At 70.3% G+C, this 24,965-nt stretch carries 27 protein-coding genes; 11 read left to right on the top strand and 16 right to left on the bottom strand.

The window, feature by feature from the left end; all coding sequences use genetic code 11:
* Positions 1 to 47 precede the first annotated feature (47 nt).
* Positions 48 to 1,154 carry a hypothetical protein gene (locus DJ017_RS02675; protein WP_111527258.1) on the bottom strand — a complete coding sequence of 369 codons (1,107 nt, stop codon included), beginning with the start codon at positions 1,152 to 1,154 and terminating at the stop codon, positions 48 to 50.
* Between the two features lie 241 nt (positions 1,155 to 1,395).
* On the opposite strand from DJ017_RS02675, the gene DJ017_RS02670 reads away from it, so the two are divergent.
* Positions 1,396 to 3,297 carry an outer membrane protein assembly factor BamB family protein gene (locus DJ017_RS02670; RefSeq protein WP_165830506.1) on the top strand — a complete coding sequence of 634 codons (1,902 nt, stop codon included), beginning with the start codon at positions 1,396 to 1,398 and terminating at the stop codon, positions 3,295 to 3,297.
* 7 nt (positions 3,298 to 3,304) lie between these two features.
* Here the strand turns inward: DJ017_RS02670 and DJ017_RS02665 are convergent, their stop codons facing one another.
* Together DJ017_RS02665 and DJ017_RS02660 are read right to left on the bottom strand one after the other, a co-directional pair.
* Positions 3,305 to 4,189 (bottom strand): NAD(P)H-hydrate dehydratase, encoded by an 885-nt coding sequence (locus tag DJ017_RS02665; protein ID WP_226999990.1) that lies wholly within the window; start codon positions 4,187 to 4,189, stop codon positions 3,305 to 3,307.
* 10 nt (positions 4,190 to 4,199) lie between these two features.
* The gene (locus DJ017_RS02660; protein WP_111527255.1) at positions 4,200 to 4,964 is read right to left on the bottom strand and encodes a histidine phosphatase family protein; all 765 of its coding nucleotides are present in this window, start codon (positions 4,962 to 4,964) and stop codon (positions 4,200 to 4,202) included.
* Positions 4,965 to 5,177: 213 nt separating this feature from the next.
* Between DJ017_RS02660 and DJ017_RS02655 the strand changes: the two genes are divergently transcribed.
* The 3 genes from DJ017_RS02655 to DJ017_RS02645 are packed head-to-tail and all read left to right on the top strand — an operon-like array spanning position 5,178 to position 7,338.
* Positions 5,178 to 6,449, top strand: a complete 1,272-nt coding sequence (locus tag DJ017_RS02655) for an OmpP1/FadL family transporter (RefSeq protein ID WP_111527254.1) — start codon at positions 5,178 to 5,180, stop codon at positions 6,447 to 6,449.
* Positions 6,450 to 6,460: 11 nt separating this feature from the next.
* Complete coding sequence (locus tag DJ017_RS02650) at positions 6,461 to 6,889, top strand: YeeE/YedE family protein (protein ID WP_111527253.1); 429 nt, start codon at positions 6,461 to 6,463, stop codon at positions 6,887 to 6,889.
* Positions 6,886 to 7,338, top strand: a complete 453-nt coding sequence (locus tag DJ017_RS02645; protein ID WP_111527252.1) for a DUF6691 family protein — start codon at positions 6,886 to 6,888, stop codon at positions 7,336 to 7,338. The genes DJ017_RS02650 and DJ017_RS02645 overlap by 4 nt, the downstream gene beginning before the upstream one ends.
* On the opposite strand, the gene DJ017_RS02640 is transcribed toward DJ017_RS02645, so the two are convergent.
* The 3 genes from DJ017_RS02640 to coaBC form a co-directional block, all read right to left on the bottom strand.
* On the bottom strand, positions 7,335 to 7,547 hold the full coding sequence (locus DJ017_RS02640; RefSeq protein ID WP_227000196.1) for an alkylphosphonate utilization protein: 213 nt from the start codon (positions 7,545 to 7,547) through the stop codon (positions 7,335 to 7,337). The genes DJ017_RS02645 and DJ017_RS02640 overlap by 4 nt on opposite strands.
* Before the next feature lie 133 nt (positions 7,548 to 7,680).
* Positions 7,681 to 8,139 carry a dUTP diphosphatase gene (dut, locus tag DJ017_RS02635; protein WP_111527250.1) on the bottom strand — a complete coding sequence of 153 codons (459 nt, stop codon included), beginning with the start codon at positions 8,137 to 8,139 and terminating at the stop codon, positions 7,681 to 7,683.
* Positions 8,136 to 9,323, bottom strand: a complete 1,188-nt coding sequence (gene coaBC / locus DJ017_RS02630; protein ID WP_111527249.1) for a bifunctional phosphopantothenoylcysteine decarboxylase/phosphopantothenate--cysteine ligase CoaBC — start codon at positions 9,321 to 9,323, stop codon at positions 8,136 to 8,138. Before coaBC ends, dut begins: the two co-directional genes overlap by 4 nt.
* Before the next feature lie 185 nt (positions 9,324 to 9,508).
* On the opposite strand from coaBC, the gene DJ017_RS02625 reads away from it, so the two are divergent.
* Entirely contained in the window at positions 9,509 to 10,093 is a 585-nt protein-coding gene (locus DJ017_RS02625) for a hypothetical protein (RefSeq protein ID WP_111527248.1), read from the top strand.
* Here the strand turns inward: DJ017_RS02625 and ubiB are convergent.
* Entirely contained in the window at positions 10,090 to 11,601 is a 1,512-nt protein-coding gene (ubiB, locus tag DJ017_RS02620; RefSeq protein ID WP_111527247.1) for a 2-polyprenylphenol 6-hydroxylase, read from the bottom strand. The two genes, DJ017_RS02625 and ubiB, sit on opposite strands and share 4 nt — an antisense overlap.
* Before the next feature lie 4 nt (positions 11,602 to 11,605).
* Entirely contained in the window at positions 11,606 to 12,364 is a 759-nt protein-coding gene (locus tag DJ017_RS02615; protein WP_111527246.1) for a class I SAM-dependent methyltransferase, read from the bottom strand.
* A 64-nt stretch (positions 12,365 to 12,428) separates the two neighbouring features.
* On the opposite strand from DJ017_RS02615, the gene mutM reads away from it, so the two are divergent.
* From mutM to dnaA, 6 genes are all read left to right on the top strand, one after another.
* Positions 12,429 to 13,292, top strand: coding sequence for a bifunctional DNA-formamidopyrimidine glycosylase/DNA-(apurinic or apyrimidinic site) lyase (gene mutM / locus DJ017_RS02610; protein WP_111527245.1), 864 nt, complete (start codon positions 12,429 to 12,431; stop codon positions 13,290 to 13,292).
* An 8-nt stretch (positions 13,293 to 13,300) separates the two neighbouring features.
* Positions 13,301 to 14,182 carry a TraB/GumN family protein gene (locus DJ017_RS02605; RefSeq protein WP_111527244.1) on the top strand — a complete coding sequence of 294 codons (882 nt, stop codon included), beginning with the start codon at positions 13,301 to 13,303 and terminating at the stop codon, positions 14,180 to 14,182.
* A gap of 38 nt (positions 14,183 to 14,220) precedes the next feature.
* Positions 14,221 to 14,997, top strand: a complete 777-nt coding sequence (locus DJ017_RS02600) for an enoyl-CoA hydratase (RefSeq protein WP_111527243.1) — start codon at positions 14,221 to 14,223, stop codon at positions 14,995 to 14,997.
* Positions 14,998 to 15,000: 3 nt separating this feature from the next.
* Positions 15,001 to 15,582, top strand: coding sequence for a GDSL-type esterase/lipase family protein (locus tag DJ017_RS02595; protein WP_111527242.1), 582 nt, complete (start codon positions 15,001 to 15,003; stop codon positions 15,580 to 15,582).
* 117 nt (positions 15,583 to 15,699) lie between these two features.
* On the top strand, positions 15,700 to 15,969 hold the full coding sequence (gene rpsT / locus DJ017_RS02590) for a 30S ribosomal protein S20 (RefSeq protein WP_111527241.1): 270 nt from the start codon (positions 15,700 to 15,702) through the stop codon (positions 15,967 to 15,969).
* 392 nt (positions 15,970 to 16,361) lie between these two features.
* Positions 16,362 to 17,834 (top strand): chromosomal replication initiator protein DnaA, encoded by a 1,473-nt coding sequence (dnaA, locus tag DJ017_RS02585; RefSeq protein WP_111527240.1) that lies wholly within the window; start codon positions 16,362 to 16,364, stop codon positions 17,832 to 17,834.
* 156 nt (positions 17,835 to 17,990) lie between these two features.
* Here the strand turns inward: dnaA and pnp are convergent, their stop codons facing one another.
* The 8 genes from pnp to DJ017_RS02545 form a co-directional block, all read right to left on the bottom strand.
* Positions 17,991 to 20,138: a polyribonucleotide nucleotidyltransferase gene (gene pnp / locus DJ017_RS02580; RefSeq protein WP_111527239.1), complete on the bottom strand. Its 2,148-nt coding sequence runs from the start codon at positions 20,136 to 20,138 to the stop codon at positions 17,991 to 17,993.
* Positions 20,139 to 20,397: 259 nt separating this feature from the next.
* Entirely contained in the window at positions 20,398 to 20,667 is a 270-nt protein-coding gene (gene rpsO, locus DJ017_RS02575) for a 30S ribosomal protein S15 (protein ID WP_111527238.1), read from the bottom strand.
* 4 nt (positions 20,668 to 20,671) lie between these two features.
* Positions 20,672 to 21,616, bottom strand: a complete 945-nt coding sequence (gene truB / locus DJ017_RS02570; protein WP_111527237.1) for a tRNA pseudouridine(55) synthase TruB — start codon at positions 21,614 to 21,616, stop codon at positions 20,672 to 20,674.
* The gene (gene rbfA, locus DJ017_RS02565) at positions 21,616 to 22,053 is read right to left on the bottom strand and encodes a 30S ribosome-binding factor RbfA (protein WP_111527236.1); all 438 of its coding nucleotides are present in this window, start codon (positions 22,051 to 22,053) and stop codon (positions 21,616 to 21,618) included. Before rbfA ends, truB begins: the two co-directional genes overlap by 1 nt.
* Positions 22,054 to 22,146: 93 nt before the next feature.
* Complete coding sequence (locus DJ017_RS02560) at positions 22,147 to 22,932, bottom strand: dienelactone hydrolase family protein (RefSeq protein WP_111527235.1); 786 nt, start codon at positions 22,930 to 22,932, stop codon at positions 22,147 to 22,149.
* A 60-nt stretch (positions 22,933 to 22,992) separates the two neighbouring features.
* The gene (locus DJ017_RS02555; protein WP_111527234.1) at positions 22,993 to 23,523 is read right to left on the bottom strand and encodes a DUF2939 domain-containing protein; all 531 of its coding nucleotides are present in this window, start codon (positions 23,521 to 23,523) and stop codon (positions 22,993 to 22,995) included.
* Positions 23,520 to 24,074, bottom strand: a complete 555-nt coding sequence (locus tag DJ017_RS02550; RefSeq protein WP_111527233.1) for a lipocalin family protein — start codon at positions 24,072 to 24,074, stop codon at positions 23,520 to 23,522. Before DJ017_RS02550 ends, DJ017_RS02555 begins: the two co-directional genes overlap by 4 nt.
* 33 nt (positions 24,075 to 24,107) lie before the next feature.
* On the bottom strand, positions 24,108 to 24,848 hold the full coding sequence (locus DJ017_RS02545) for a hypothetical protein (protein WP_111527232.1): 741 nt from the start codon (positions 24,846 to 24,848) through the stop codon (positions 24,108 to 24,110).
* Positions 24,849 to 24,965: the final 117 nt, after the last annotated feature.

Genomic DNA, 24,965 nt, shown 5'->3' with positions numbered 1-24,965 from the left:
GGGCGGCCCAAGGGCCGCCCGCGCAGTGTCTGTAGTGATGGCGCCGATCAGGCGCCCTTCTTGCCCTTGGAAGGCGCGGCGGCCGGCGGCGCCGCGGCCTTGGCGGCGGCTTCGGCGGCTTCCTTCTCCTGGTTGCGAGCGCCGGCGAGCATGCCGGGCAGGGCGTAGTTGCCCTCGTGGCAGGCGTATTCGTAGAGCTCGCCCTTCAGGGTCGAGAACTCGTACTCCCCGCCCCACGGCTTCTCCCACAGGCTCGGGTCGTCGATGGTGAACTGGTAGAGCAGCCGGTTGGGGGCCACCCGCGTGAAGCGCTCCGTGACCTTCAGGTTCTTCCACGAGCCGAAGAAGTTCTGCTGCTCGGGGATGTTGGTGGTTTCGACCACCAGGGTGTCGCCCTCGTAGTGGCCCACCGAGTCGCCCATCCACGGCCGCACCCCGTCGGTCCGGTGCTGGGCGTTCAGGCGCACGATCCGGATGTCGTGGACCATCTCAACGTCGATGGCGACGTAGGTCGGCGTCTGAACGATCTGGTAGTTGTTGTTGTAGAAGCCGTTCGGGAACATCGGCGGCCCGGCGTTGCGGCCGAAGCCCAGGATGCAGCGCTCGCCGAGCGAGCGGGTCTCGTAGGAATCGAACGAGCCGAGGCCATTGCGGAAGCCAGCCGGCGCGGGCGCCCCGTCGCGGCGCTTGGGCGGACGGCCGTCGCTGGTGGTGATCAGGGAGGTGCGGGGCTCGCCGCCAACGCGCATGACCTGCGAACCGGGGTCGAGCCAGCCGATGTTGTAGCCGCCCACGTCGCCGCCGGCCGCCGCGAACTCGGGACGCACGTTCTTCTCCACGCCCTGCTGCACGCCGGCGTTGGGGTCGGTCGGCTTGTTGCCCTCGGCGAACTGCCGGGCCATCTCGGACTCTTCAGCCTTCACCGCATCCGGCGGCATGACCAGCTGGGCGCCGTACTTCGGGTTGCGGATCAGCGGGGTGAGGGTCGCATTGGTCCAGTTGCCGGCCAGGTCCGGCTGGCCCATGGCGTTGCGCGGCGCCTTCCAGGCGGCGGCGGGAGCAGCCGAGGCCGCCTTCGCCGGGGCGGCGAGGGAGGGGCCGGCGAGGGCCAGGCCGAGGGCCGTGCTGACGGCGAGAATGGCTGCGCGTTTCAATGGTCTGCTCCCCAAATATCGTTTTTAGCGTCTAGGCGCGGATATCTATCCGGCCGTACTTATCGTTCAATTTTACGAACGGTGTGTCCGCCCGGCAATGATTGAGAACGCCGGTCGTGATTTCTTGCGAGACGCCGCGCTCCGCCTGACGAGCCCGAACGGGTCGCAGCGGCGCGGCCGAGGATACAAGGGGGGACTTGGGATGAGGGTCGTCGGGATCTTTGCGCCGTTGCTCGCGGCGATGGCGGGCCTCGTCCTGTCCGGCCACGCTTCGGGAGGCGCCGCGCAGGCCCAGCCGATGGCGGCGGGCTCGGCCCTGTTCCAGCAGCGCTGCAAGGCCTGTCACGAACCGGCGGTGGAGCGCGCGCCGGGCCTTCCCGAGCTTGCCCGCCGACCCAAGGACGACATCGTCAGGGCCCTCACCTCCGGCGTCATGGCGCCCATGGCCGCCGGCCTCAGCGACGCCGACAAGGAGGCGATCGCCGGCTACATCGTCTCGACCGCCGCGGCCGCGACGCCGAAGCCGCCGCCCGGCGCCGGGACCGAGATGCCGCAGATCGCGCTGAAGACCGGGCCGATCGGCAAGGATCCGAAGTGCGCCCGCGTCCCGCCGATCCGGCCGCAGGCGGGCGACTGGGCGAGCATGGGCGTCGACGAGCGGGCCAGCCGCTTCCAGCGCAATCCCGGGCTCGCCGCCGCGGACGTCCCGCGGCTGAAGCTGAAGTGGGCCTTCTCCATGACCGGCGGCGGCCAGCCGGTGGTCGTCGGCGACTGGCTGTTCGTCACCAACCGCTCCGGCAAGTTCTATGCGCTGGACGCCAGGAGCGGCTGTGTGCGCTGGTCGGTCGACGACCTGGTGGCGCGCACCACGCCGATGATCGTGCGATCGAAGATCGCGCCCTCCGGCTGGGCCACCTTCATCGGCCAGAGCGACCGCGTGGTCCGCGCCTTCGACGCCCAGACCGGCAAGGAGCTGTGGCGCAGCCCGATGCTCGAGGACCACAAGGCCTCGCTGCTCACCGGCACGCCGGTGGTGGCCGGCGACAAACTCCTCGTGCCGATCTCCTCGATCGAGGAGGCGGCGGCCATGAGCAAGGCCTACGTCTGCTGCACCTTCCGCGGCTCGCTGGCCGCCCTCGACCTCGCCACCGGCAGGCTGCTCTGGAAGACCCACACCATCTCCGAGCCGCTGCGGGCCCATCGCGAGTCCGACGGCAAGACCCTGACCGGCCCGGCCGGCGCCGCCATCTGGGCCGCGCCTTCCCTCGATACGAAGCGCGGCCTCGTCTACGTGGTCACCGGCGACAGCTACACCGATGTCGACACCATCGGGGCCGATGCGGTGATGGCCATCGAGATCGCGACCGGCAAAATCCGCTGGCAGCACCAGGTCACCGCCAAGGACAACTTCGTCATGGGCTGCGGGCCGATCTCAGCCACCGGCAACTGCCCGACCCCGCTGGGTCCCGACTTCGACTTCGGCGCCACCCCCGTCCTGATGACCCTGAAGGGCGGCAAGCAGGTGCTGGTCGCCGGCCAGAAGTCCGGCCTCGTCTACGGCTTCGATCCCGACACCGGTTCGCTGCTGTGGAAGACGACGGTGGGCTCGGGCTCGGCGCTCGGCGGCGTGGAATGGGGCATCGGCGCGGACGACGCCCGCGTCTATGTGCCGATCTCCGACCTCGGCCTGGTGTTCGCCGAGATGCGCGGCATCAAGACGCCGGCTCCGGCCAAGCCGGGCCTCTACGCCCTCGATCCCGCCAACGGCGCCATCCTCTGGTCCGCGCCGGCGCCCAAGGCGCCGTGCCACTACGCCAGCGATGGTGAGAAGCCGAGCGCCTGCGCCCGCTCGCTCTCGGCGGCGCCGGCGGTGATCCCCGGCGCGGTGTTCGAGGGCGGCCTCGACGGCTGGCTCAGGGCCTACGACGCCCGCACCGGCAAGGTGATCTGGGAATATTCCACCACCGCCCAGACCTACGACACGCTCAACGGGATCAAGGGCCAGCCGGGCGGCGGCATCGACGGCATGGGCCCGACCGTCGCCCACGGCATGGTCTATGTGACCAGCGGCCACAACGGCGCGGCGCGGGTCGGGTCGAACGGAGTCAATGTGCTGCTGGCCTTCTCGCCGGACGGCAAATAGCTCGGCCTCAGCCCGCCGCCTCCTGCAGGGCGGCGGGCAGCTCGTCCGGCAGCTCGCGGGCGAGGAAGCCCAGGGGGCCGATCCGCTCGGTCAGCCGCGCCCCGGCGCGGGCGTGCAGCCAGACGCCCCAGGCCGCCGCGCCCAGCGGCGAACAACCCCGCGCCAGCATCCCGCCGATCACCCCCGCCAGCACATCGCCCGAGCCGGACGCGCCGAGACCTGGCAGGGCGGCCCGATGTCGCCAGGCCGCCCCGTCCGGCGTGACCACGAAGGTCTCGGCGCCCTTCATGACCACCACGGCCTGCAGCCTGCGGGCGGTCTCCCTGGCCATGCGCAGCGGGTCGTTCTCCACCTCACGGCGGGCGGCTCCGGTCAGGGCGGCCATCTCGCCGGCATGGGGCGTGACCACCAGCCGTCCGCCCGCGCGCCGCACATCCTCGGTTCGTTCGGCGAGGCCCGTCAGGGCCGCCGCATCGATGACGAAGGCCGCCGCGTCCGCCGCTTGCAGCGCCCGCAGGGCGAGCTCGCCCGCCACCGCGTCCTCCATCATGCCGGGGCCGATCACCACCGCGTCGGTGGCGGCGAGCTGCGGGGCGAGGCGCTCGGCCGCCTCGCCGGCGATCTCGCCGGCCACGGCGGGCACCTCCAGGATACGCGCCTCCGGCATGGCGAGGGCCAGGGCGGGCGCGAGCGCGGCGGTGGCGGCCATCTGCAGCTTCCCGGCCCCGACCCTCAGGCCGGCCACGCCGACCAGGATCGCCGCGCCCGCCACCTGCGCGCCGCCGGCGACCACCAGCAGCCGCCCGCGGTCCTCCTTGTCGCTGTCGGCCTTCAGGGCCGGCGGCCCGCAGCCGCGCAGCATTTCCAGGTCGATCGCGCCCGGCTTCGTCACATCAACTGGCTCACTTCGGCGCGACCGGCGCATCCGCGGCGGCGGTGAGCGGCGCCCCCGCCGCGACCAGCGGCGCGGTGAAGTTGTAGCGATGCAGGGCCAGTCCGCCGGACGGGCCGGCGTGGGGGTCGAAGCGGTACTCGGTGACCCCGCAGTTCATCACGTCGCCCTGGGCGTCGATGGCCAGGATCTCCTGCTCGGTGAGCTTTTCCAGCAGATAGCGCAGGCAGAGCACCACCACCTGGTGCCCGACGATGATCACCCGCTGGCCGGCGTAATGCAGGCTGAGCGTGTCGAGTGCGCTGCGCAGCCGCAGGATCACGTCGCACCAGCTCTCGCCGCCGGGCGGGCGGTGATAGAACTTGCCCACGTGAGCGCGCAGCTCGGCCTGCTGCGGGTGCAGCTCGAGGATCCCCGGGGTGGTCAGCCGGTCGAGGATGCCGAACTCGCGCTCGCGCAGCCGCTCGTCGAGGCAGTGCGCCGGCGCGCCGGGCGCGAGGCCGCCGGCGCGGCCGATGATCTCGGCGGTCTGCACCGCACGGACATAGGGCGAGCAGAGCACCGCCTCGGGCCGCTCCTCGCGCGGAAGGCCCGCGTACCAGCGCCCCAGCGCTTCGGCCTGCTCGACGCCGCGGGGACTGAGAGGGACGTCCTGGTCGCGGGTCTCGAGGGCGATGCGCGCCAGTCCGGCCAGCCGCGCTTCGTCGCGCGCGACATTGCCGGCGCTCTCGCCGTGACGGACGATCCAGAGGACGGAAGGCCAGCGCGACACCATGCGGCTGACCAAACGCGCCGGGCCGCCCTGCGGCTCCGCGTTGTCACGGTGAAACGCTCCCGCCATGCGGGAAATGGGCTCCGCCCTCGCTGGGCGTGCAGTTTTTCTCCGCCAGTTTACGCAGCGTTCCCTGCAAGGGCTATCAGAAAATCTACGTAGCTTAACCGTAGCAGGTCGGGTGTGTGCGCCTATCTATTCGATAGGAATTGCTCGATGAACCGCCTGCCCAGCCTTTTCGCCGCCGCCGCGGTGGCCGCCCTCGCGACGGCCGCCGCCGTCCCGGCCCACGCCACCGACGGCTATTTCATGAGCGGCTACGGCGCCCAGTCGAAGGGCCTCGCCGGCGCCGGCCTCGCCTATCCGAAGGACAGCCTGGCGCTCGCCACCAACCCGGCGGCGGCCACCGCGCTCGGCGATCGCTGGGACGTCGGCGTCGATGTCTTCACCCCCAAGCGCGAGGCGGCCTATCGCGGCACGGCTCTCGACAGCAGCTACTCCGGCGACGACAAGAAGACCGCCTTCATCCCCGAGGCCGGCTATGTGCGCCAGCTGAACGACCGCCTCGCGGTGGGCCTCGTCGCCTACGGCAACGGTGGCATGGTCACCGCCTACCGCGACAATCCCTTCGCGCGTTTCGGCGCTTCCGGCACGGCCGGGGTGGAGCTGCAGCAGCTCTTCATCTCGCCGACCATGGCCTACAAGCTCACCCCGACCCAGAGCGTCGGCCTCTCCGTGAACCTCGCCGGCCAGACCTTCCGGGCGCGCGGTCTCCAGCCGTTCGCCGGCTTCAGCCAGGATCCGGCCCACTTCACCAACAACGGCGTCGACACCGAGTACGGCGCGGGCGTGCGCCTGGGCTACCTCGGCCAGCTCACCGACCGGCTCTCGGCCGCCGCTTTCTGGCAGTCGAAGACGGCCTTCCACGAGTTCAAGAAATACCGCGGCCTGTTCGCCGAGCGCGGCGGCTTCGACGCGCCCTCCACCTACGGCGTCGGCCTGGCGTTCAAGGCGACGCCGCAGCTGGACCTCGTGGCCGACTGGCGGCGCATCGAGCTCTCCAAGGTGAAGTCGGTCGGGACCTCCCTCGCGCCGCTGTTCGCCGGCGTGCCGTTCGGCGCCGACAACGGCCCCGGCTTCGGCTGGCGCGACGTCGACGTCTGGAAGGTGGGCGCCAACTACAGGATCAACGACGCCTGGCAGGTCCGCGCCGGCTACGACCACGCCAAGAACCCCGTCCCGTCCAGCCAGACCCTGCTCAACATCGTCGCCCCGGCGGTGGTCACCGACCAGTACGCCGCCGGCGCCACCTGGTCTCAGCTGTCGGGGACCCGTCCCTCGGGCCTGGAGGTTACCGGCTACGTCCAGTATTCGCCGAAGCAGACCGTGCGCGGGTCGGGCTCGATCCCGGCCAACTTCGGCGGCGGCAACGTCGACCTGTCGATGAGCGAAACCATCTTCGGCCTCGCCGTGGGCTGGAAGCACTGAGCGGAGGCGTCATGCACCCCTACCTGCAGTCCCTGATCGGCGGCCTGATGATCGGCGCGGCCAGCGCCGGCCTGCTGCTGGTCAACGGGCGGATCGCCGGGATCAGCGGCATCCTCTCCAATGCCGCCGCGCTTAGGCCCGGCGCCTGGCGGTGGGCCTTCCTCGGCGGTCTGGCCGCGGTCGGGCTGGTGGCCCTGGCCCTCGGACGCGCTGCGCCGCTGGCGCTGACCGAGACCGCGCCGGGGCTGCTCGTGCTTGGCGGCCTGATCGTCGGGGTCGGGACCCAGGTCGGCAACGGCTGCACCAGCGGCCATGGGGTCTGCGGACTGTCCAACCTGTCGCGTCGCTCGCTGGTGGCGACCGCGACCTTCATGGCCGTGGCGGGGCTCACCGTGCTCTTCGTCCGGCACGGGGCCCAGCTCTTCGGAGGCCTGTCATGAGATCCCTCGCCGCCGCCTTGTTCGGCGTCCTCTTCGGCGCCGGCCTGCTCGTCTCGGGAATGCTCGATCCGGCCAAGGTGATCGGCTTCCTGGACGTGGCCGGCGCCTGGAACCCGCAGCTCGCCTTCGTCATGGGCGGGGCGATCGCCGCCGCCTTCCCGGCGTTCCTGATCGCCAAGCGTCGCCGCACGGCCCTGCTGGGCGGCCCGATCCAGCTTCCCGAGACCAAGCTCCTCGACGCCCGCCTGGTCGGCGGCGCGGCCCTGTTCGGCCTCGGCTGGGGTCTGGTGGGCATCTGCCCGGGGCCGGGCGTGGTGCTGCTCGGCTTCGCCGGGCCGCACGCCTGGCTGTTCGGAGCGGCGATGGTGGCCGGCCTGCTGGGCGCGCGTTTTGCAATCCGGCCGCGCCTGCCGACCGTCGCCCCGGTGGCCGAGCCCGCCCGTCCCTAGGCCTTCTTGACGAACTCGGCGCGCAGCACGAGGCCCTTGATGCCCTCGTAGCGGCAGTCGATCTCCTGGTCGTCGCCGGTCAGGCGGATCGAGGGGATGACCGTGCCGCGCTTCAGCGTCTGGCCCGCGCCCTTGACCTTCAGGTCCTTGACCAGGACCACCTTGTCGCCGTCGGCCAGGAGGTTGCCGACGCTGTCGCGGACCTCCACCTGGCCGGCCGTCTTGGCCTTCTCGGCCGCCTCGGCGGCGCTGATCCACTCGCCGGTGGCCTCGTCGTAGACGAACTCTTCCTCGCCGCCGCTCATCGCGCAGAACTCCTTACAGAGGGCCTCACTGGGCGCCTCATTGGGCGCCGGTCGAGCCGAAGCCGCCGGCGCCGCGGGCGGTCTCGTCGAGGCTCGCGACCTCGCTCCACTTGGCCTGCACCACCGGGGCGATCACCAGCTGTGCGATGCGGTCGCCGCGGCGGATGGTGAAGTCCTCCTCGCCGAGGTTGATCAGGATGACCTTCACCTCGCCGCGATAGTCGGCGTCGATCGTGCCGGGCGTGTTGAGGCAGGTGATCCCGTTCTTGGCCGCCAGGCCCGAGCGCGGCCGCACCTGGGCCTCGAAGCCGTCCGGCAGCGCGAAGGCGAGGCCGGTCGGCACCATGGCCCGCGAGCCGGGACGCAGCACCATCGGCGCGTCCTCCGGCACGGCGGCGCGCAGGTCCATGCCCGCGGCGTGCGAAGTCTCGTAGGCCGGCAGCGGCAGGTCGGTGTTGTGCTCCAGGCGGCGGATCGGGACGACGGGGGCGGTCACTTCAGCTCCTCGGCCATGCGTTGGGCGAGCCGACGGGCCACCTCGGCCTTCGGCGCGGCCTCCCATCGCTCGATTCCCGTGTTCGTGACGATGGCCACGGTGTTGGCGTCCCCGCCCATGACGCCCGCGACGCTGACGTCGTTGGCGACGATCCAGTCGCAGCCCTTCCTGGCGAGCTTGGCCTGGGCGTTGGCCTCGACGTCGTTGGTCTCGGCCGCGAAGCCCACCACCAGCGTCGGCCGCGCCTTGCCCTTGGACAGGGTCGCCAGGATGTCGGGGTTCTCGACGAGCCGGATCGGCGGGGCTTCGCCGCCGTTCTTCTTGATCTTGGCCTGGCCGACGCTCTCGGGCCGCCAGTCGGCCACCGCGGCGACGCAGACGGCGATGTCGGCCGGCAGGGCCGCCTCGCAGGCGGCCAGCATCTCTTGGGCGGTCTCCACCGGGACGCGCTTCACGCCCGCCGGCGCCGGCAGCGCGACGGGGCCGCTCACCAGGGTCACCTCGGCCCCGAGGCCGGCGAGCGCGGCGGCGATCGCATAGCCCTGCTTGCCCGACGAGCGGTTGGTGATCACCCGCACCGGATCGATCGGCTCGGCGGTTGGACCCGCCGTGACGATGGCCCGCTTGCCGGCCAGCGGTCGGGCGGTCTGCAGCTCGGCGAGGATGGCCTCGAAGATCGCCTGCGGCTCGGCCATCCGGCCCGGACCGAACTCGCCGCACGCCATGGCGCCTTCGTCCGGCCCGACGAACCGCACGCCGTCGGCCTTCAGGGTCTCGAGGTTCCGCCGGGTGGCCGGGTGATCCCACATGCGCACGTTCATCGCCGGCGCCATCAGGACCGGCTTGTCGGTGGCGAGCAGGGTCGTGGAGGCGAGGTCGGAGGCGAGGCCGTTCGCCGCCTTGGCCATCAGGTCTGCGGTGGCCGGCGCCACGACCACGAGGTCCGCCGAGCGCGAGAGCTCGATATGCCCCATCTCCGCCTCGTCGGTGAGGGAGAAGAGCTCGGAATAAACCTTGTCCTCGCAGAGCGCTGACAGGGACAGGGGCGTCACGAACTCCGCCCCGGCCCCGGTGAGGATCGGCCGCACGCCGACGCCGGCCTTCTTGAGCAGGCGGACGAGCTCCAGCGACTTGTAGGCCGCGATCCCGCCCCCGACGATCAGGAGGATCCGCTTCTCGTCCAAGGCTTTCCGCCCCCTTCGACTGACCGGCCCCGCTTTACGCCAGATGGGGCCCGCGGCCAAACCCGCAAGCCGCCCGTTCCGCCGGCGTTCCGCCTCGCGCAACTTTTGCGGGAAAGGGACTCGACAAGCGTGCAGTTCTCTGTTCTTTCTTTGTTCCAACCTTGGCTATAACCGGGAGAGAAGAGATGGCTGGGTTCAGGACGGCGCTTGGGTTGGCGCTGGGGATTTCCGCGGCCGCTGCGGTGCTCAGCGCCTGCGACAACGGCCCCTCGGCCGTGCATGCGAAGTCGGCGAGCCAGGGCGCGGCGCCTGCCGCCGGCGCCTCGGACGAGCGGAGCGGCTATGCCAGCCGCGATCGCGGCGCGGAGCCGGGCGTCGACCATCGCAAGGACGAGGTGAAGCTCGTCGACGGCAAGCCGATGTGGTCGCCGTCGAAGCGGTTCTCGGCGGAGGAGAACGCCGAGCGCTCCTACGAGCGCAACGGCGAGGCCTTCGGCGCCCGCTCCATCGACCAGTACGTGAAGAAGGCCCACGCCTTCGTCGACCATCCGCCGGCCGGCACCCTCACCCTGACGCGGGCCAACGGCGACACCCTGTTCTACGATCCGAAGGCCAATGTCTTCGCGGTCGCCAACAAGGACGGGGCGCCGCGGACGATGTTCAAGCCCGACGAGGGCCGCGCCTACTGGGACAAGCAGAAGGATCGCGAGTCCAAGCGCGAGGCGAGCCGTTCGGACCGCCGTCACCGCTCCAGCGACGACGAGGCCTAGCGCAGCAGCGTCCCGGCCAGGAACGCCAGGCCGGAGAGCACGGCGCCGAGCGCGACCCAGGGCCAGGGCGAGAGGTGGTGGATCTCGGTCTCCACCACGTGCTCGGCCCGAATGAAGGGGGTCTCGGCCATGCGGGCGAGGCTCTTCACCGCGGCCCTGGCGTCCTCGGCGAAGCGGCGGACCTGGTTGGCGGGCGAGAGCTCGCGGGCGATCCAGCGCCGGACGACCGGCTCGGAGGCGGCCCAGATGTCGTGGTCCGGGTCGATCCGGCGGGCGACGCCCTCGACCGTCATCATGGTCTTCTGCAGCAGGACGAGCTCAGGCCGCAGGCGCATCTCGAAGAGGGCGGTGATCTCGAAGAGCTGGGTCAGCACGCGGCTCATCGGCACGCCGCTGGCCGGCTGCCCGAAGATCGGCTCGCCGACGGCCCGCAGCGCCTGGGCGAAGGCCGCCACGCTGTGGCGCTCCGGCACATAGCCGGCCTCGAAGTGGACTCGGGCCACCTTGTCGTAGTCGCGCTGCAGGAAACCCCAGAGGATCTCGGCCAGGTAGCGCCGCTCGGGCGCGCCGAGCCGGCCGATGATGCCGAAGTCCACCGCCGTCAGCTGGGCCGGGGCGGCGACGAACAGGTTCCCCTCGTGCAGGTCTGCGTGGAAGACGCCGTGGTCGAGGGCCTGGGCCAGGAAGGCGCGGATCAGGTTCTCGGCCAGGGCCCGGCGGTCGAGGCCTTCCAGCTCCAGGGCGTCCGGCTCGGAGAGCGGCCGGCCCTTGGCCCATTCCATGGTCAGGACCCGCTTGCCGACGCCTTCCCAGATCACGACGGGCGCCCGCATGTAGCCGTCCTCGGCCATGACCTCGCAGAGCTCGTCGGCGCCGGCGGCTTCCAGCCGCAGATCGAGCTCGAGCTCGGTGGCGCGGATGACCGTCGCCGCGAAGCCGCGCGGCTCCAGTCGGCGGGCGGGCGGGGCCCAGCGGTCGACCAGCCGGGCGGCGAGGGCCAGCACCTCGGCGTCGTCGGCGACGCGGCGCTCGATCGCCGGCCGCAGCACCTTCACCGCCACCTTGCGCCCGTCCAGCAGGGTCGCCTCGTGGGCCTGGGCGAGGGAGGCGGCGGCGACGGGCTCGCCGAAGGCCGCGAAGACGCTCTCCAGCGGCCGACCGAGAGAGGCCTCGATCTGGGCGCGGGCGAGCGCGGTGGGGAAGGGCGGCAGGCGGTCCTTCAGCCGCGACAGGTCCTCGGCGAATTGGCGGCCGAAGATGTCGGCGCGGGTGGAGAGGAGCTGGCCGAGCTTGATGGCCACCGGCCCCAGCCGCTCGAGCGAGCGCGCCAGGCGCTCGCCGGGCCGCCCCACGCGCGCCTCGCGTCCGGCGAACAGGCGAAGCGTCTTCGAGAGGGTTCGGACGGGCTGGGAGTAAAGGGCGTCCAGCTCGTCCGGCAGCAGGGCGTCGTTGCGCACCAGGACCCAGGCGGCGCCGAGGAGCCGACCGAAAGCGCCGATCCCGCTCATCGGCTCAGAGCGCCCGCCCGGTGTGCAGGGCCGCCACCCCGCCCGAGAAGTTGGTGATGTCCACGAACTTGAAGCCCGCCTCGCTGATCATGGCGGCGAAACGCTTCTGGTCGGGAAAACGTCGAATGCTCTCGACGAGGTACTGGTAGGAGTCGCGGTCGCCGGCGACCCGCTGGCCGATCTCCGGGATCACCTTGAAGGAATAGGCGTCGTAGAGCTTGCGCAGCGCCTCGGTGGTGGGCCGCGAGAACTCCAGGCACAGGAACCGCCCGCCGGGCTTCAGCACGCGGCGCGCCTCCCGCAGGGCCTTGGAGATGTCGGTCACGTTGCGAATGCCGAAGGCGATCACATAGGCCTCGGCGCTGGCGTCTGGCAGCGGCAGGCGCTGGGCGTCGCCGACCGCCCAGGCGATCTCTGGCTCCGAGCCGCGCTCGCGGCCGGCCATGATCATCTCGGCGTTGTAGTCGACGATCACCACCTTGGCGTCGGGGCCGCCTCGCCGCGCCTTGGCCTGGCGGGCCAGCTTGGCGACGCGCCGGGCGATGTCGCCGGTGCCGCCGGCGCAGTCGACGATGGTCTCGCCGGGCTGCGGGTTCAGCCGGGCGGCGACCGCGTCCTTCCACAGCCGGTGCACCCCGCCGCTCATCAGGTCGTTCATCAGGTCGTAGCGGCCGGCCACGCGGTCGAAGACGCCGCGCACGAGGCCCGGCTTGGCCTCGGGGTCCACGTCGCGGAAGCCGAAGGTGGCGGTGGGTCCGGTCATGGGTCAGCCTCATAGCCTTCAAGGCCCTGGCGCGCCATCCCGACCATGCCTAGGTTCGTCGGGCATGCCTGAACTTCCCGAGGTCGAAACCGTGCGCGGCGGCCTGGCCCCGGTGCTCGAGGGCCAGCGGCTGGCCCGCGTGGAGGCCCGCCGGCCGGACCTGCGCTTCCCGTTTCCCGACAACTTCGTCCAGGAGCTGACCGGCGCCCGCATCCTCAGGCTGGAGCGGCGCGCGAAGTACCTGCTCGCCCGCCTCGACCGCGAGGACACCCTCGTCATGCACCTCGGCATGAGCGGGCGCTTCGAGATCGCCCGGGCCGAGGGCGAGGAGCGCCCGGGCCACTTCCACTACGCGCCCGATCCCGACCCCAGGCACGCCCACGTGGTCTTCGAGACCGACGCCGGCGCGCGCGTCACCTACTACGACCCCCGCCGCTTCGGCTTCATGGGCCTGGTCAACACCGCCACCCTCGACCTGCACCCCTGGTTTGCGGGGCTCGGCCCTGAGCCCCTGTCCGACGCCTTCGACGCGGCGCATCTGAAGCACGCCTTCGCCGGCCGCAAGCAGGGGCCCAAGACCCTCCTCCTCGACCAGCGGATCGTCGCCGGCCTCGGCAACATCTACGTCTGCGAGGCCCTGCATCGGGCGCGCATCTCGCCCTTCAAGCCTGCGGGACGGATCTCGGCCGCGCGGCTCGGGCCGCTGGTGACGGCGATCAAGGACGTCCTGGCCGAGGCGATCCGCGCCGGCGGCTCCACCTTGCGCGACTACGCCCAGGCTGACGGCGCACTCGGCTATTTCCAGCACCGCTTCCGCGTCTACGACCGCGAAGGGCGGCCCTGCCCGAACGACGGCTGCCCGGGCGTCATCGCCCGCAAGGTCCAGGCCGGCCGCTCCACCTTCTACTGCCCGACCTGCCAGAAGTGAGCTCGCGCATGAAATCCCCGTCCCGCGCCGTCTGGGCCGCCGTCGTGGGCGCGGTCGCGACCCTCGTGGTCGCCGGACCGGTGTGGGCCCGGCCGCCGGTCTGGGTGGTCAGGGACAAGGATTCCGAGATCGTGCTGTTCGGCTCGATCCACGTCCTGCCGCCGGGGCTCGACTGGCAGCCGCCGGAGCTGAAGTCGGCCCTCGCCCACGCCGACGACGTCTGGTTCGAGCTGCCGGTGGACGTCTCCACCGAAACCGAGACTGCGCGGCTCGCGAGCCAGCTCGGCCTGCTGGCCCCGGACAAGTCGCTGTTCAAGATGATGCCCGCTGCCGACGCCGCGCGGATGATGCGCATCGCCCAGGCCTACGACCTCGCGCCCTCCCTGCTCGACCGGCTGCAGCCCTGGCTGGCCGAGGTGGCGCTGGCCGGCGCGGCCTATCGCAAGGCCGGCGCGGCGACGGGGTCCGGCGTGGAGCAGACGCTGGCGGCGGAAGCCCCGGCTAAAGCGCAGCGGCGCGCCTTCGAGACCCCGGCCGAGCAGCTGCAGATGTTCAGCCAGACGCCGATCCCCGACCAGATCGCCTCCCTCAGCGAGACGCTGAAGGAGATGGAGGACAAGCCGGACGAGTTCGAGGTGCTGGTGCGGGCCTGGAACCGGTCCGACATCCCCGTCCTCGAGCGCGAGGCCATCGATCCGCTGCGCAAGGCCTCTCCGTCGCTCTTCCGGCGCATGGTGACCGACCGCAACGAACGCTGGATCGCCACCCTGCAGGAGCGGCTCAAGGGTCACGGCCGCACGGTGGTGGTGGTCGGCGTCGGCCACCTGATCGGAGCCCAGGGCCTGCCGGCCCGCCTGCGGGCGCTTGGCTATTCGGTCGAGGGGCCTTAAGCGGCGAAGGACAAAGACAAGACCCTTAGGAGCGGGCCATGGCCTTCGAGACCCTACTCGTCGAGACGACAGACGGCGTCACCCTGATCCGGCTGAACCGGCCGGAGGCGCTGAACGCCCTGAACTCCCAGCTGCTGGACGAGCTCTGCGCCGCCCTCGACGCGGCCGAAGCGGACGCCGCCGTCGGCTGCGTGGTGCTGACCGGTTCGGACCGCGCCTTCGCCGCCGGCGCCGACATCAAGGAAATGTCGGACAAGACCTACGCCCAGATGTTCGCCCTCGACTTCTTCACCAAGGGCGCGCGCCGGATCGAGCAGTTCCGCAAGCCGATCATCGCCGCGGTGGCCGGCTATGCGCTCGGCGGCGGCTGCGAGCTCGCCATGCTCTGCGACTTCATCATCGCCGCGGAGACCGCCAAGTTCGGCCAGCCCGAGATCAATCTCGGCGTCATGCCGGGCATCGGCGGCACCCAGCGCCTGACCCGCCTCGTCGGCAAGTCCAAGGCCATGGACATGATCCTGACCGCCCGGATGATGGACGCGTCCGAGGCCGAGCGCGCCGGCCTCGTTTCGCGCATCGTGCCCGCCGACAAGCTCCTGGAGGAGACCCTGGCCGCGGCCAGGAAGATCGCCGGCCAGTCTCCGCTGGCCGTGATGATGAACAAGGAGCTGGTCGAGGCGGCCTACGAAACCACCCTGACGACGGGCGTGGCCATGGAGCGGCGGCTGTTCCACTCGCTCTTCGCCTTCGAGGACCAGAAGGAAGGCATGGCCGCCTTCATCGACAAGCGTCCGCCCAAGTTCACGGGCCGCTGATCGGTGCGGATCCTCGCCTTCGGCGACAGCTTCGTCATCGGCGCCGGCGATCCCGACCATCTGGGCTGGATCGGCCGCGCCCTGGCGGGCCGGCGCGAGATCACCCTCTACAACCTCGGCGTTCGACGCGAGACGAGCGCCGACATCGCCGCGCGCTGGCGGGCCGAGGCCCTGCCGCGGATGGTCGACCACGAGCCGATGCGGATCGTGTTCTCCTTCGGCTGCAACGACTGCAACCTGGAGGACGGCGCGCTGCGGGTGCCGACCGCCAAGTCCCTGCTGAACGCCCGCGCCATGCTCACCGAGGCGGCCCGGCTGGCGCCGGTGCTGATGGTCGGCCCGCCGCCCACCGCCGAGCCTGACGTGGTGGTCCGGGCGGAGGAGTTGAACGAGCACCTGAAGGTCCTGGCCGCGCGGCTGCAGGCGCCCTTCATCGACGTCTTCCGCCCGCTGGCCGCCGACGGCCTGTGGGTCCGCGAGGCGGCGGACTGGGACGGCGCCCACCCCGGAGCGGCCGGTTATCAGCGGATGGCCGACCTGGTCGCCGCCCATCCGGCGTGGCGGACTTTCACGGGCGTCGACTGAATGGCCAAGAATGCGCGCACGGCCATTGACCGGGGGCCGGTCCTTGCGTATATCCGCGCCTCCGAATTTCACGCCCGGTTCTGCCGGGCGCGTCCGTTTTTGTGAGAAGCTCAGACGATGGCCAACACGCCCGGCGCCAAAAAGGCGGTCCGCAAGATCGCCCGCCGCACCGAAGTCAACAAGTCGCGCCGTTCGCGCGTCCGCACCTTCCTGCGCAACTTCGACGAGGCGGTCACCGCCGGTGACGTCGACAAGGCCAAGGCGGCCTTCATCCAAGCCCAGTCGGAGCTGATGCGCGCGGTCACCAAGGGCGTGCTGCACAGGAACACCGGCTCGCGGAAGGTGTCGCGTCTGGCGGCCCAGCTGAAGAAGCTCTCCGCGGCCTGAACCGGCGTCGGGCGGCGGGAGTTTACCCCGCTGCTCCGCTAGGAATTTGGCTTCGAAAAGGCGTCCTCCGGGGCGCCTTTTTTGTTGCCTACGGCGCCGCTTTGGGTGCGACGCGTGCGGCCAAACTACCCACTCGAAGTTCGAAAATTTGGCGTTTCCCTTGGCCGAAAAAGGGCTCCTCGCGAGTCAATGAAAATATCAACCGGGGCCGCTAAGAATCCCCGTTGACCGGCCACTGGCCCCGACTAGTCTCAGCGGTCTTACAGGCGTCTTTGAGTGATCCCGGGCTTAAACCTGGGCGCCGGCGAACACATCTGTTCCCGGAGTAAGCGTCTGTTTGTCTTGAGAAAAGCCGGCCGGGGCGAGGGGTCCCGGACTGGTTGGCGGGTTCGATGGGGTTGGCAAGGATGATGAGCGGGGGGGCTGCGGGAGCTATGGCTGGCGCTCCGGCTACGGCCGTGTGGACGAAGACGTGCCAGGTGCTCAAGCACGAGCTGGGCGAGGCGACGTTCGGGTCCTGGCTGGGCCAGGCGTCGCTGCGCGAAAGCGGTGACGATGTGTGCCTGGTGGCGGCCACCGGCGTGGCCCGGGACTGGATCCGTCGGCATGCCTGGCGTCGTATCGGCGAGCTGTGGGCGCAACACGATCCGATGGGTCGTCGTCTGGACCTGAAATCTCGCATGGAGATGGATTCCGCCGGCGCCATGGCCGCGCCGATGGGCGCGCCGCTGGCCGCCAACGGCGGCGGCGCGGCCGCCGTAGCCGCCGCGCCGGCGATCTTCGAGGTGGAGGCCGAAGCCGCCCCTGTGGCCGCCCGCCAGGGCCGCCTGCTGGGCCTGCAGGAACGCTTCACCTTCGACACCTTCGTGGCGGGTCCCGCCAACGAATTCGCCTTCGCCGTGGCGCGCCGCGTGGCGTCCTGGGCCGACGGCCACTTCAACCCGGTGATGTTCCACGGGCCCTATGGCTTCGGAAAGACGCACCTCCTCAACGCGCTCGCCTGGGAGGCCATCCGCAACGAGCCGTCCAAGCGCGTGGTCTATCTGACCGCCGAGCGGTTCACCTCGACCTTCGTGCGCGCCCTGCAGGACCGCCAGACCGCCCAGTTCAAGGAAGAGCTGCGCAACGCCGACCTGCTGCTGATCGACGACGTCCATTTCGTCGCCGGCAAGCCGACCACCCAGGAGGAGCTGTTCCACACGCTCATCTCGCTGGTCGAGGACGGCCGCCGCGTGGTGATGACCGCCGACCGCTCGCCCACCGAGATCTCCGAGATGGAGCCCCGGCTGCGCTCGCACCTGCAGGCGGGCCTGGTCTGCGGCATCGAGCCGGCCGACCGGACGCTGCGCCTTGGCATCCTGCAGCGCAAGCTGGCCACCCTGGCCCTCCAGGGCGGCTTCAAGCCCGACGCGCGGCCCGACGTGCTCCAGTTCCTCGCCGACCGCTTCACGGACAGCGTGCGCGAGCTGGAAGGGGCCCTGAACACCCTGGTGGCCCGCGTGGGGCCCCAGGTGGCCAACCTCTCCCTGGACGAGGCCCAGTCGATCCTGCGGCCGCACCTGAGCTGCAATGAGCGCCGCGTGACCGTGGACATGATCCAGAAGACCGTCGCCGAGCACTACAGCCTCAAGCAGGCCGACCTGATCTCCGAGCGCCGCGCCCGCGCCGTCGCCCGGCCGCGCCAGGTGGCCATGTGGCTCGCCAAGCAGATCACCACGCGGTCGCTGCCGGACATCGGCCGCCGCTTCGGCGGGCGCGACCACACCACCGTGCTGCACGCCGTGCGCCGCATCGAGGCGCTGAAGACCGAGGACGCAACCATCGCCCGCGACATCGACGTCCTGATGCGCAAGCTGCGCGGCTGACGACCGACTAGAGTTTGAGGAGAGTAACGAGGGGCCCGCCGCAAGGCGGGCCTTTTTGTTTGCGCCTGTCCTCCCTGACGGCGGGAAGAAAACGAAAGGGCGGCTGGATCGCTCCAGCCGCCCTCTGGTCGTTCAGGCTGTGAAACCTGCCGGGCCTTAGGCGTCGGCGGCTTCCTCGGCCTTCTCGTCCTTCTTGGAGAGGTCTTCGCCGGTCTCCTGGTCGACGACCTTCATCGACAGGCGGGTCTTGCCGCGATCGTCGAAGCCCAGGAGCTTCACCTTCACGGACTGGCCTTCCTGCAGGACGTCGGAGACCTTGTCGACGCGCTGGTTGGCGATCTGGCTGACGTGCACCAGGCCATCCTTCGAGCCGAAGAAGTTCACGAAGGCGCCGAAGTCGACGATCTTCACGACCTTGCCGGTATAGATCTGGCCGACCTCGGGCTCCGAGGCGATACCCTTGATCCACTCGCGGGCGGCGTCGATCTTGGCCTGCTCGGCGGCCGCGATCTTGATCGTGCCGTCTTCGCCGATGTCGATCTTGGCGCCGGTCTTCTCGACGATCTCGCGGATCACCTTGCCGCCGGAGCCGATCACTTCCCGGATCTTGTCGACCGGGATCTTCATGGTCTCGATCTTGGGCGCGTACTCGCCGAGGTGGGCGCGGGGCGCCTCCATGGCCTTGGCCATCTCGCCGAGAATGTGCTCACGGCCGCCCTTCGCCTGGGCGAGGGCCTGACGCATGATCTCCTCGGTGATGCCGGCGATCTTGATGTCCATCTGCAGCGAGGTGATCCCATCCTCGGTGCCGGCCACCTTGAAGTCCATGTCGCCGAGGTGGTCCTCGTCGCCCAGGATGTCCGACAGAACCGCGAAGCCGTCCTTCTCGAGGATCAGGCCCATGGCGATGCCGCTGACCGGCTTCTTCAGGGGAACCCCGGCGTCCATCAGGGCCAGCGAGGAGCCGCAGACCGAGGCCATCGAGGACGAGCCGTTGGACTCGAAGATCTCCGAGACCAGACGGATCGTATAGGGGAACTCCTCGACGCTCGGCAGCATCGGGCGGATGGCCCGCCAGGCGAGCTTGCCGTGGCCGACTTCACGACGGCCGGGCGCGCCCATGCGGCCGGTCTCGCCCACCGAGAAGGGCGGGAAGTTGTAGTGCAGCATGAACTTCTCGAAGTACTTGCCTTCGAGCGCGTCGATCAGCTGCTCGTCGTCGCCGGTGCCGAGGGTGGCGACCACCAGGGCCTGGGTCTCGCCGCGGGTGAACAGCGCCGAGCCGTGGGCCCGGGGCAGCACGCCCACTTCGGAGACGATCTGGCGGACCTGGTCGACCTTGCGGCCGTCGATCCGGATGCCGGTGTCGAGGATCGAGCGCCGGACGATGTCGGCCTCGAGTTCCTTGAAGACGCCGCCCAGCTTGTTGGAGTCGTAGCCGTCCGGGTTGGCTTCGGACTTGGCGAACTTGGCGACCGCCTTGTCCTTCGCCGCGCTGATGGCCGCGTGGCGCTCCATCTTGCCGGTGATCTTGTAGGCGGCGGCGAGGTCCTTGGAGATCAGCTTGCCGACCTCGGCCTTGAGGGCGTCGGTGTCGTCGGGCTGGAAGTCGAAGGGCTCCTTGGCCGCATGCTCGGCGAGCTCGATGATCGCGTCGATGACGGGCTGCATGCCGGCGTGGGCGAACATCACCCCCTTCAGCACTTCGTCCTCGCTCATTTCCTTGATCTCGGACTCGACCATCATGACGGCGTCCGTGGTGCCGGCGACCACCAGGTCCATCCGGCTTTCCTTCATCTCGTCGAGCGTCGGGTTGAGGACGTACTCGCCGTTCACGTAGCCGACGCGGGCGCCGGCGATCGGGCCCATAAAGGGCGCGCCGGACAGCACGAGGGCGGCCGAGGCGGCGACCATGGCGACGATGTCGGGATCGTTCTCGAGGTCGTGGGCGAGCACGGTCGCCACCACCTGGACCTCGTTCTTGAAGCCCTTCACGAACAGCGGACGGATCGGCCGGTCGATCAGGCGGGAGGTCAGCGTCTCCTTCTGGGAGGGCGCGCCCTCACGGCGGGGGAAGGAGCCCGGGATCTTGCCCGCGGCGTAGAACTTCTCCTGGTAGTTCACCGTGAGCGGGAAGAAGTCCTGACCGGGCTTCGGGCTCTTGGCGTACACCGCGGTGGCCAGGACCATGGTCTCGCCGTAGGTGGCGAGGACGGCGCCGTCGGCCTGGCGGGCCATGCGGCCGGTTTCGAGCGTGAGCTTCTTGCCGCCCCACTCGATCGTCTTGCGTTTGATATCGAACATTTTCGGTTTCTTTCTCATCCCGCGGGCGGATTCCTCGCGGGGGCGGACAGGGCGTCGGGTTTCCGAAATCCTCTCCAGTCGAACAGGCGGATGAGGATTTCTCTCGAACCCTCGGCGTACGGACGGGTCCCGTTACGGGAAACCCTGGAAGCGCCGCATCGGGTCCCCCGGCCTGTTACGGAGGAGCGGCTTAGAGAACTGGCCCCAGCCCGCCGCACCGTGAAGAGGTCCGACGGGGCCGGGGTGATCGGGCTTGGCCTTAGCGGCGCAGGCCCAGCTTCTCGATCAGCGACTGATAGCGGCCCTCGTCGGACTTCTTCAGGTGGTCGAGCAGCGAACGGCGCTGCGAGACGAGCTTGAGCAGGCCCCGGCGCGAGTGGTTGTCCTTCTTGTGCGTCTTGAAGTGCTCGGTCAGGTTCGCGATGCGCTCGGAGAGGATCGCCACCTGGACTTCAGCGCTGCCCGTGTCCGCTTCGCCGCGGGCATGGGTCTTGATCAGTTCCGCCTTGCGGTCGGCCGTAATCGACATCGGTTCAGTCTCCGCTCTTTTCAAGATGGAAGACCCGCGAGGGTTCGAGCCGGCCCGCGCGCATCTCGCAGAGGGCGACCATCGATCCGCCCGCCATGGCGGAAACGGTGCGCGAGCCCGGCTTGAGCCTGGCTTTCACCGCTTCGACCTGTCGGGGAACGAGAACGATCGACCGTCCCTGCTTCAACCGGAAGGCGTCTTCATCGGTCACGGCCAGCGCCGGGATGTCGTCCAGCGCGGTCTCGACCGGAAGCAATGCCTCCGATTGGCGGGCCTTATGCCCTAAATCTTCCAGATTATCCAGCGTAACGGCATTTTCCTCCGTGAACGCCCCGACCCGGGTGCGCCGCAGCTCGCTCACGTGAGCGCAGGCGCCGAGCGCGTCCGCGATGTCGCGGACCAGCGCCCGGACGTACGTGCCCTTGCCGCACTCGGCCTCCAGGACCACGTGGTCCGCGTCCGGCGCGGCGACCACCCGGATATCGTCGATCCGCACCGGCCGCGCCTTGAGCTCCACCGTCTCGCCCGCCCGGGCGAGGTCGTAGGCGCGCTCGCCGTCCACCTTGATAGCCGAGTAGGCCGGCGGGACCTGCTCGATCTCGCCGACGAAGCCGGGCAGCACGGCGGCCACCGCGTCCGACGTCGGCCGCACGTCGCTCTCGGCCAGCGTCGCGCCCTCGCGGTCGAGGGTCGCGGTGGTGCGGCCCCAGGCGATGGTGAAGCGGTAGGCCTTGTCGGCGTCCATCAGGAACGGGACCGTTTTGGTCGCCTCGCCCAGGGCGATCGGCAGGATGCCGGTGGCCAGCGGATCGAGGGTGCCGGCGTGGCCGCCCTTCTGGGCGTTGAAGATGCGCCGCACGCGGCTGACCGCGTGCGTCGAGGTCAGGTCGTAAGGTTTGTCGAGGTTGATCCAGCCCGAGACCGCATCGCCCTTCCGGCGGCGGGCCATCAGTCCTCGTCCTTCCAGCTGTCCGAGGGCTCCTGCGGCCGCAGATCCTGCTGCACCCGCGGATCGTCGAACAGCCGGTTCATCCGGGCCGCCTCGTTGAAGCTCTCGTCGTGCAGGAACTTCAGGTCCGGCGTGAACTTCATGTCGATCATCCGGCCCAGCCGGCCGCGCAGGAACTTGGCGTGGCGGTTGAGGCCCGCGACGACCTCCGGCGCGTGGCCGCCGCCCAGCGGCTCCACGAAGATGGTGGCGTGGCGCAGGTCCGGGCTCATGCGCACCTCGGTGACGGTCACCGAGACGCCGGCGAGGTCGGTGTCGGAGATCTCCTCCTCGCGGAGGATCTCGACCAGGGCGTGGCGGACCAGTTCGCCGGCGCGCAACTGGCGCTGCGAGGGACCGGAGGGTGCGCCCCGGCCTTGGTGCGGATGGCGTGACATCGTTCGAAACCTTCTCAGGCCTGGGGCGCGGTTCGGACGCGGCCCTCAGGGGAAGCGGCGGCTTCTAGGCGCGTGGGTCCGCGAAGTCCAGCCTCACGCCCCCGTCCGCTCCTTGAAGAAGGCGATCACCCGCTGTTCGGCGGCCTTGGTCGGGCCGGTCTCGGCGAGGTTCAGGGTGAGCACCGAGTGCGGGTGTTTGAGCGGTCCGGGCGCAGCGTCCTCGGGGTCGATCTCGATGGCCTCGAAGCGGTCGCCGAATTCGCGCTTGAGGGTCTCGAACCGCGCGTCGGGGACGAAGGGATCGCCGTAGAAGCGCAGGCCGATCATGGACAGGTCCTCCTCGGCGAAGCGCTGCTTGGCGCAGGCGATCTCGGCCGGGAAGGCGTCCAGCCCGGCGGCGTTCCTCTTGCCCATGGGCAGCGAAGGCTGGGAGAGCACCGGCGCGACCATCGCCGGCTCGGTCATCATGGCGAGGGCGAAGCCGCCGGTGAAGCACATGCCCACGGCCCCGACGCCCTTGCCGCCGCACTCGGCGTGGGCCTTGCGCGCCAGGGCTCGCAGCCAGTCGACGATGGGCGAGGACTTGCCGGTTCGCCAGGCGTTGAACTCGAAGCGCACGCACATGCCGGAGAGCATGGTCAGGGCGCCGGCCGGGTGCGTCGCCGGCCGCCCGGGGACTCCGAACAGCACCGGCAGGAAGACGGTCATGCCGGCCTCGGCGACCCGGTCGGCGAAGCGGACCACGCCCGGATGCAGGCCGGGCATCTCGTGGATGATGATCACCGCCGGGCCGGAGCCCTTGCGATAGACGGTCCGCGTCCAACGGCCGTCGTCGAACTCGGTCTTGGCGTAGCCCGCCAGCGCGGCCTCGTAGCCCATCGTCGCACCCCCATCACCCTGATCCCCAGGGTGGCGGATCGGCGAGCTTCAACGCAAGCCTTACAGCTTCAGCTTGAGGTCCTTCATATCGCCCTCGAAGCCGGTGAGCTTCCAGACGCCGTCCTCCTTGGTGAAGATCAGCGTGCAGGGGCCGTCCTTCTTCTTCACCGCGCAGACCCGGCCGTCGGGCAGGGGCTTCAGGGCGCCGGCGATGGCCACGGCGCCGGGGATCTTCGTCTGTTCCGAATAGCCGTACTGCTGGGCCACCAGCTTGAAGACGCTGGGCTGCACGAGAGTGTCGCCGGCGAATTCCGCCAGGCCCGGCGCCAGCGCCGCGAGCGCGCCGTAGCGCTTGGCGGCCTTCTCCTCGATCTTGGCCTGGATCTCGCGCTTCAGGGCCGGGCGGTCGACGTGGGCGTCAAAGGCGGCGACGTCGTTGTCGCGGATCGACACCAGGAGGGCGTGGACGTCGTTGGCCGCATCCAGCCGGTGGGCCGTGGCGCAGGACGCCACGAGGCCGGCGAGGGCCGCGATGGCGAAGATCTTGGGCGCGAAGATCTTGGGCGCGAGGGTCTTGCGCAGGGAGATCATGGCGGCGCCTGTCGTGTGAAGCGAAGCATTGCGGTGTCATAGCCCAGGGCGCGGACGCGCTGAACGAGTTCCTCCCGCCGCGCGGGGCTGGGCTGAGCCTCGCGGGTGAGAATCCAGAGGAAGCGGCCGGAGCCCTCGCCGACGATCGCCCAGCTGTAGTCGTCGGCGCGGTCCAGCACCCAGTAGTTGGCGAACAGGGCCGGGCCGAAGAAGCTGACCTTCAGCTTGGCCCCGTTGCTGCCGGCGACGGGCGTCGCCTTGCCTTTGGCCACCTTCACCGGGCCGTCCGGCGCGCCTGCATGGCAGGTGTTGGTGACGTCGATCTTGCCGTCGGGCCGCAGGGCATAGCGCGCCGTCACGCCCTCGCAGCCCTTTTCGAAGGCCATGTCGTAGCGGGCGAACTCGTGCCAGAGGCCGAGATAGCGCGGCAGCTCGACCGCCTTCGCCGGCTGCGGCACATGGGCGTTGCCGGAAGGGCCGGCGATGCAGCCGCTCAGGGCTCCAGCGATTAGGAGCGGGGCGAGGCGGCGAAGGTGGGCGAAGGCGACCATCGCAGTCTCAGATAGGCGCTGTTTGCGGCGGCGCTACGGCGCCGCAGCGTTCAGCTCCTTCAGCTGCAGATAGATCGCCGTCACGCCGGGGTAGGCGAGGGCCGTGGTGGCGGTGGCGATCAGGGCCGAGCCGAACACACGCGGGACCGAGAAGATGTCGAGCGAGCCGAAGCTCGCCGCGAGCCCCACCGCGCCCAGCACCGACTGGACGAAGGCCTGGGCGATGAAGAACAGCAGGAAGACGGCGAACAGCATCCAGCGGTGGCCGCGCGTCAGGTCGGTGCTGCGGCGGAAGCTCTCGGTGATGCCGGCCTGCTCGGCCATCAGCGCCGGACCCGAGACGCACCACATGAGCGCCAGGATCACCCCGGGAACCACCAGCAGGATCATGCCGGCCAGGACGCCGAGGAAGAACAGAATGTTGAGGCCGAGCAGCGGCAGGAACATCTGGCCGCCCCGGCGAAAGACCTCCTGTGGCGTCGGCGTCTCGCCTTCCAGCTCGCTGAGAGACAGGCTGTAGAGGCTCGCCGCCAGGAACGAGGTGGCGAACAGCATCACCACCATGTGCAGGAGACCGAAGCCCGAGAAGAAGATGTCGCTCGGCGAGTGCAGGTGGCGGCCGGTGAGCAGTCCCCCCAGGAAGCTCGGAACGCCGGCGAGCAGGGCCGAGAGCCCGAGGACGAAGCCCGGCCGCTTGCCCGTTACGGCCAGGGTGTCGCGCACCACCCGGCCCAGGTCGAGCTTGCCATGGCTGGCGCTGGCGATGTCGGTCATCTCTTGGTCCCCCCATGAACCTCACAACCCTTCCGCAAGGTAAGCACGGGTTCGGCCACCTGTCATCGCCAACGAAAAAGCCCCGGAGGCTCGCTCCGGGGCTTTGCCAAGTGCAGT

Source organism: Phenylobacterium soli (assembly GCF_003254475.1).
GTDB lineage: Bacteria > Pseudomonadota > Alphaproteobacteria > Caulobacterales > Caulobacteraceae > Phenylobacterium > Phenylobacterium soli.
The sequence above is the reverse complement of the archived record's forward strand: the minus strand, read 5'-3'. Positions and strand labels throughout refer to the sequence as shown.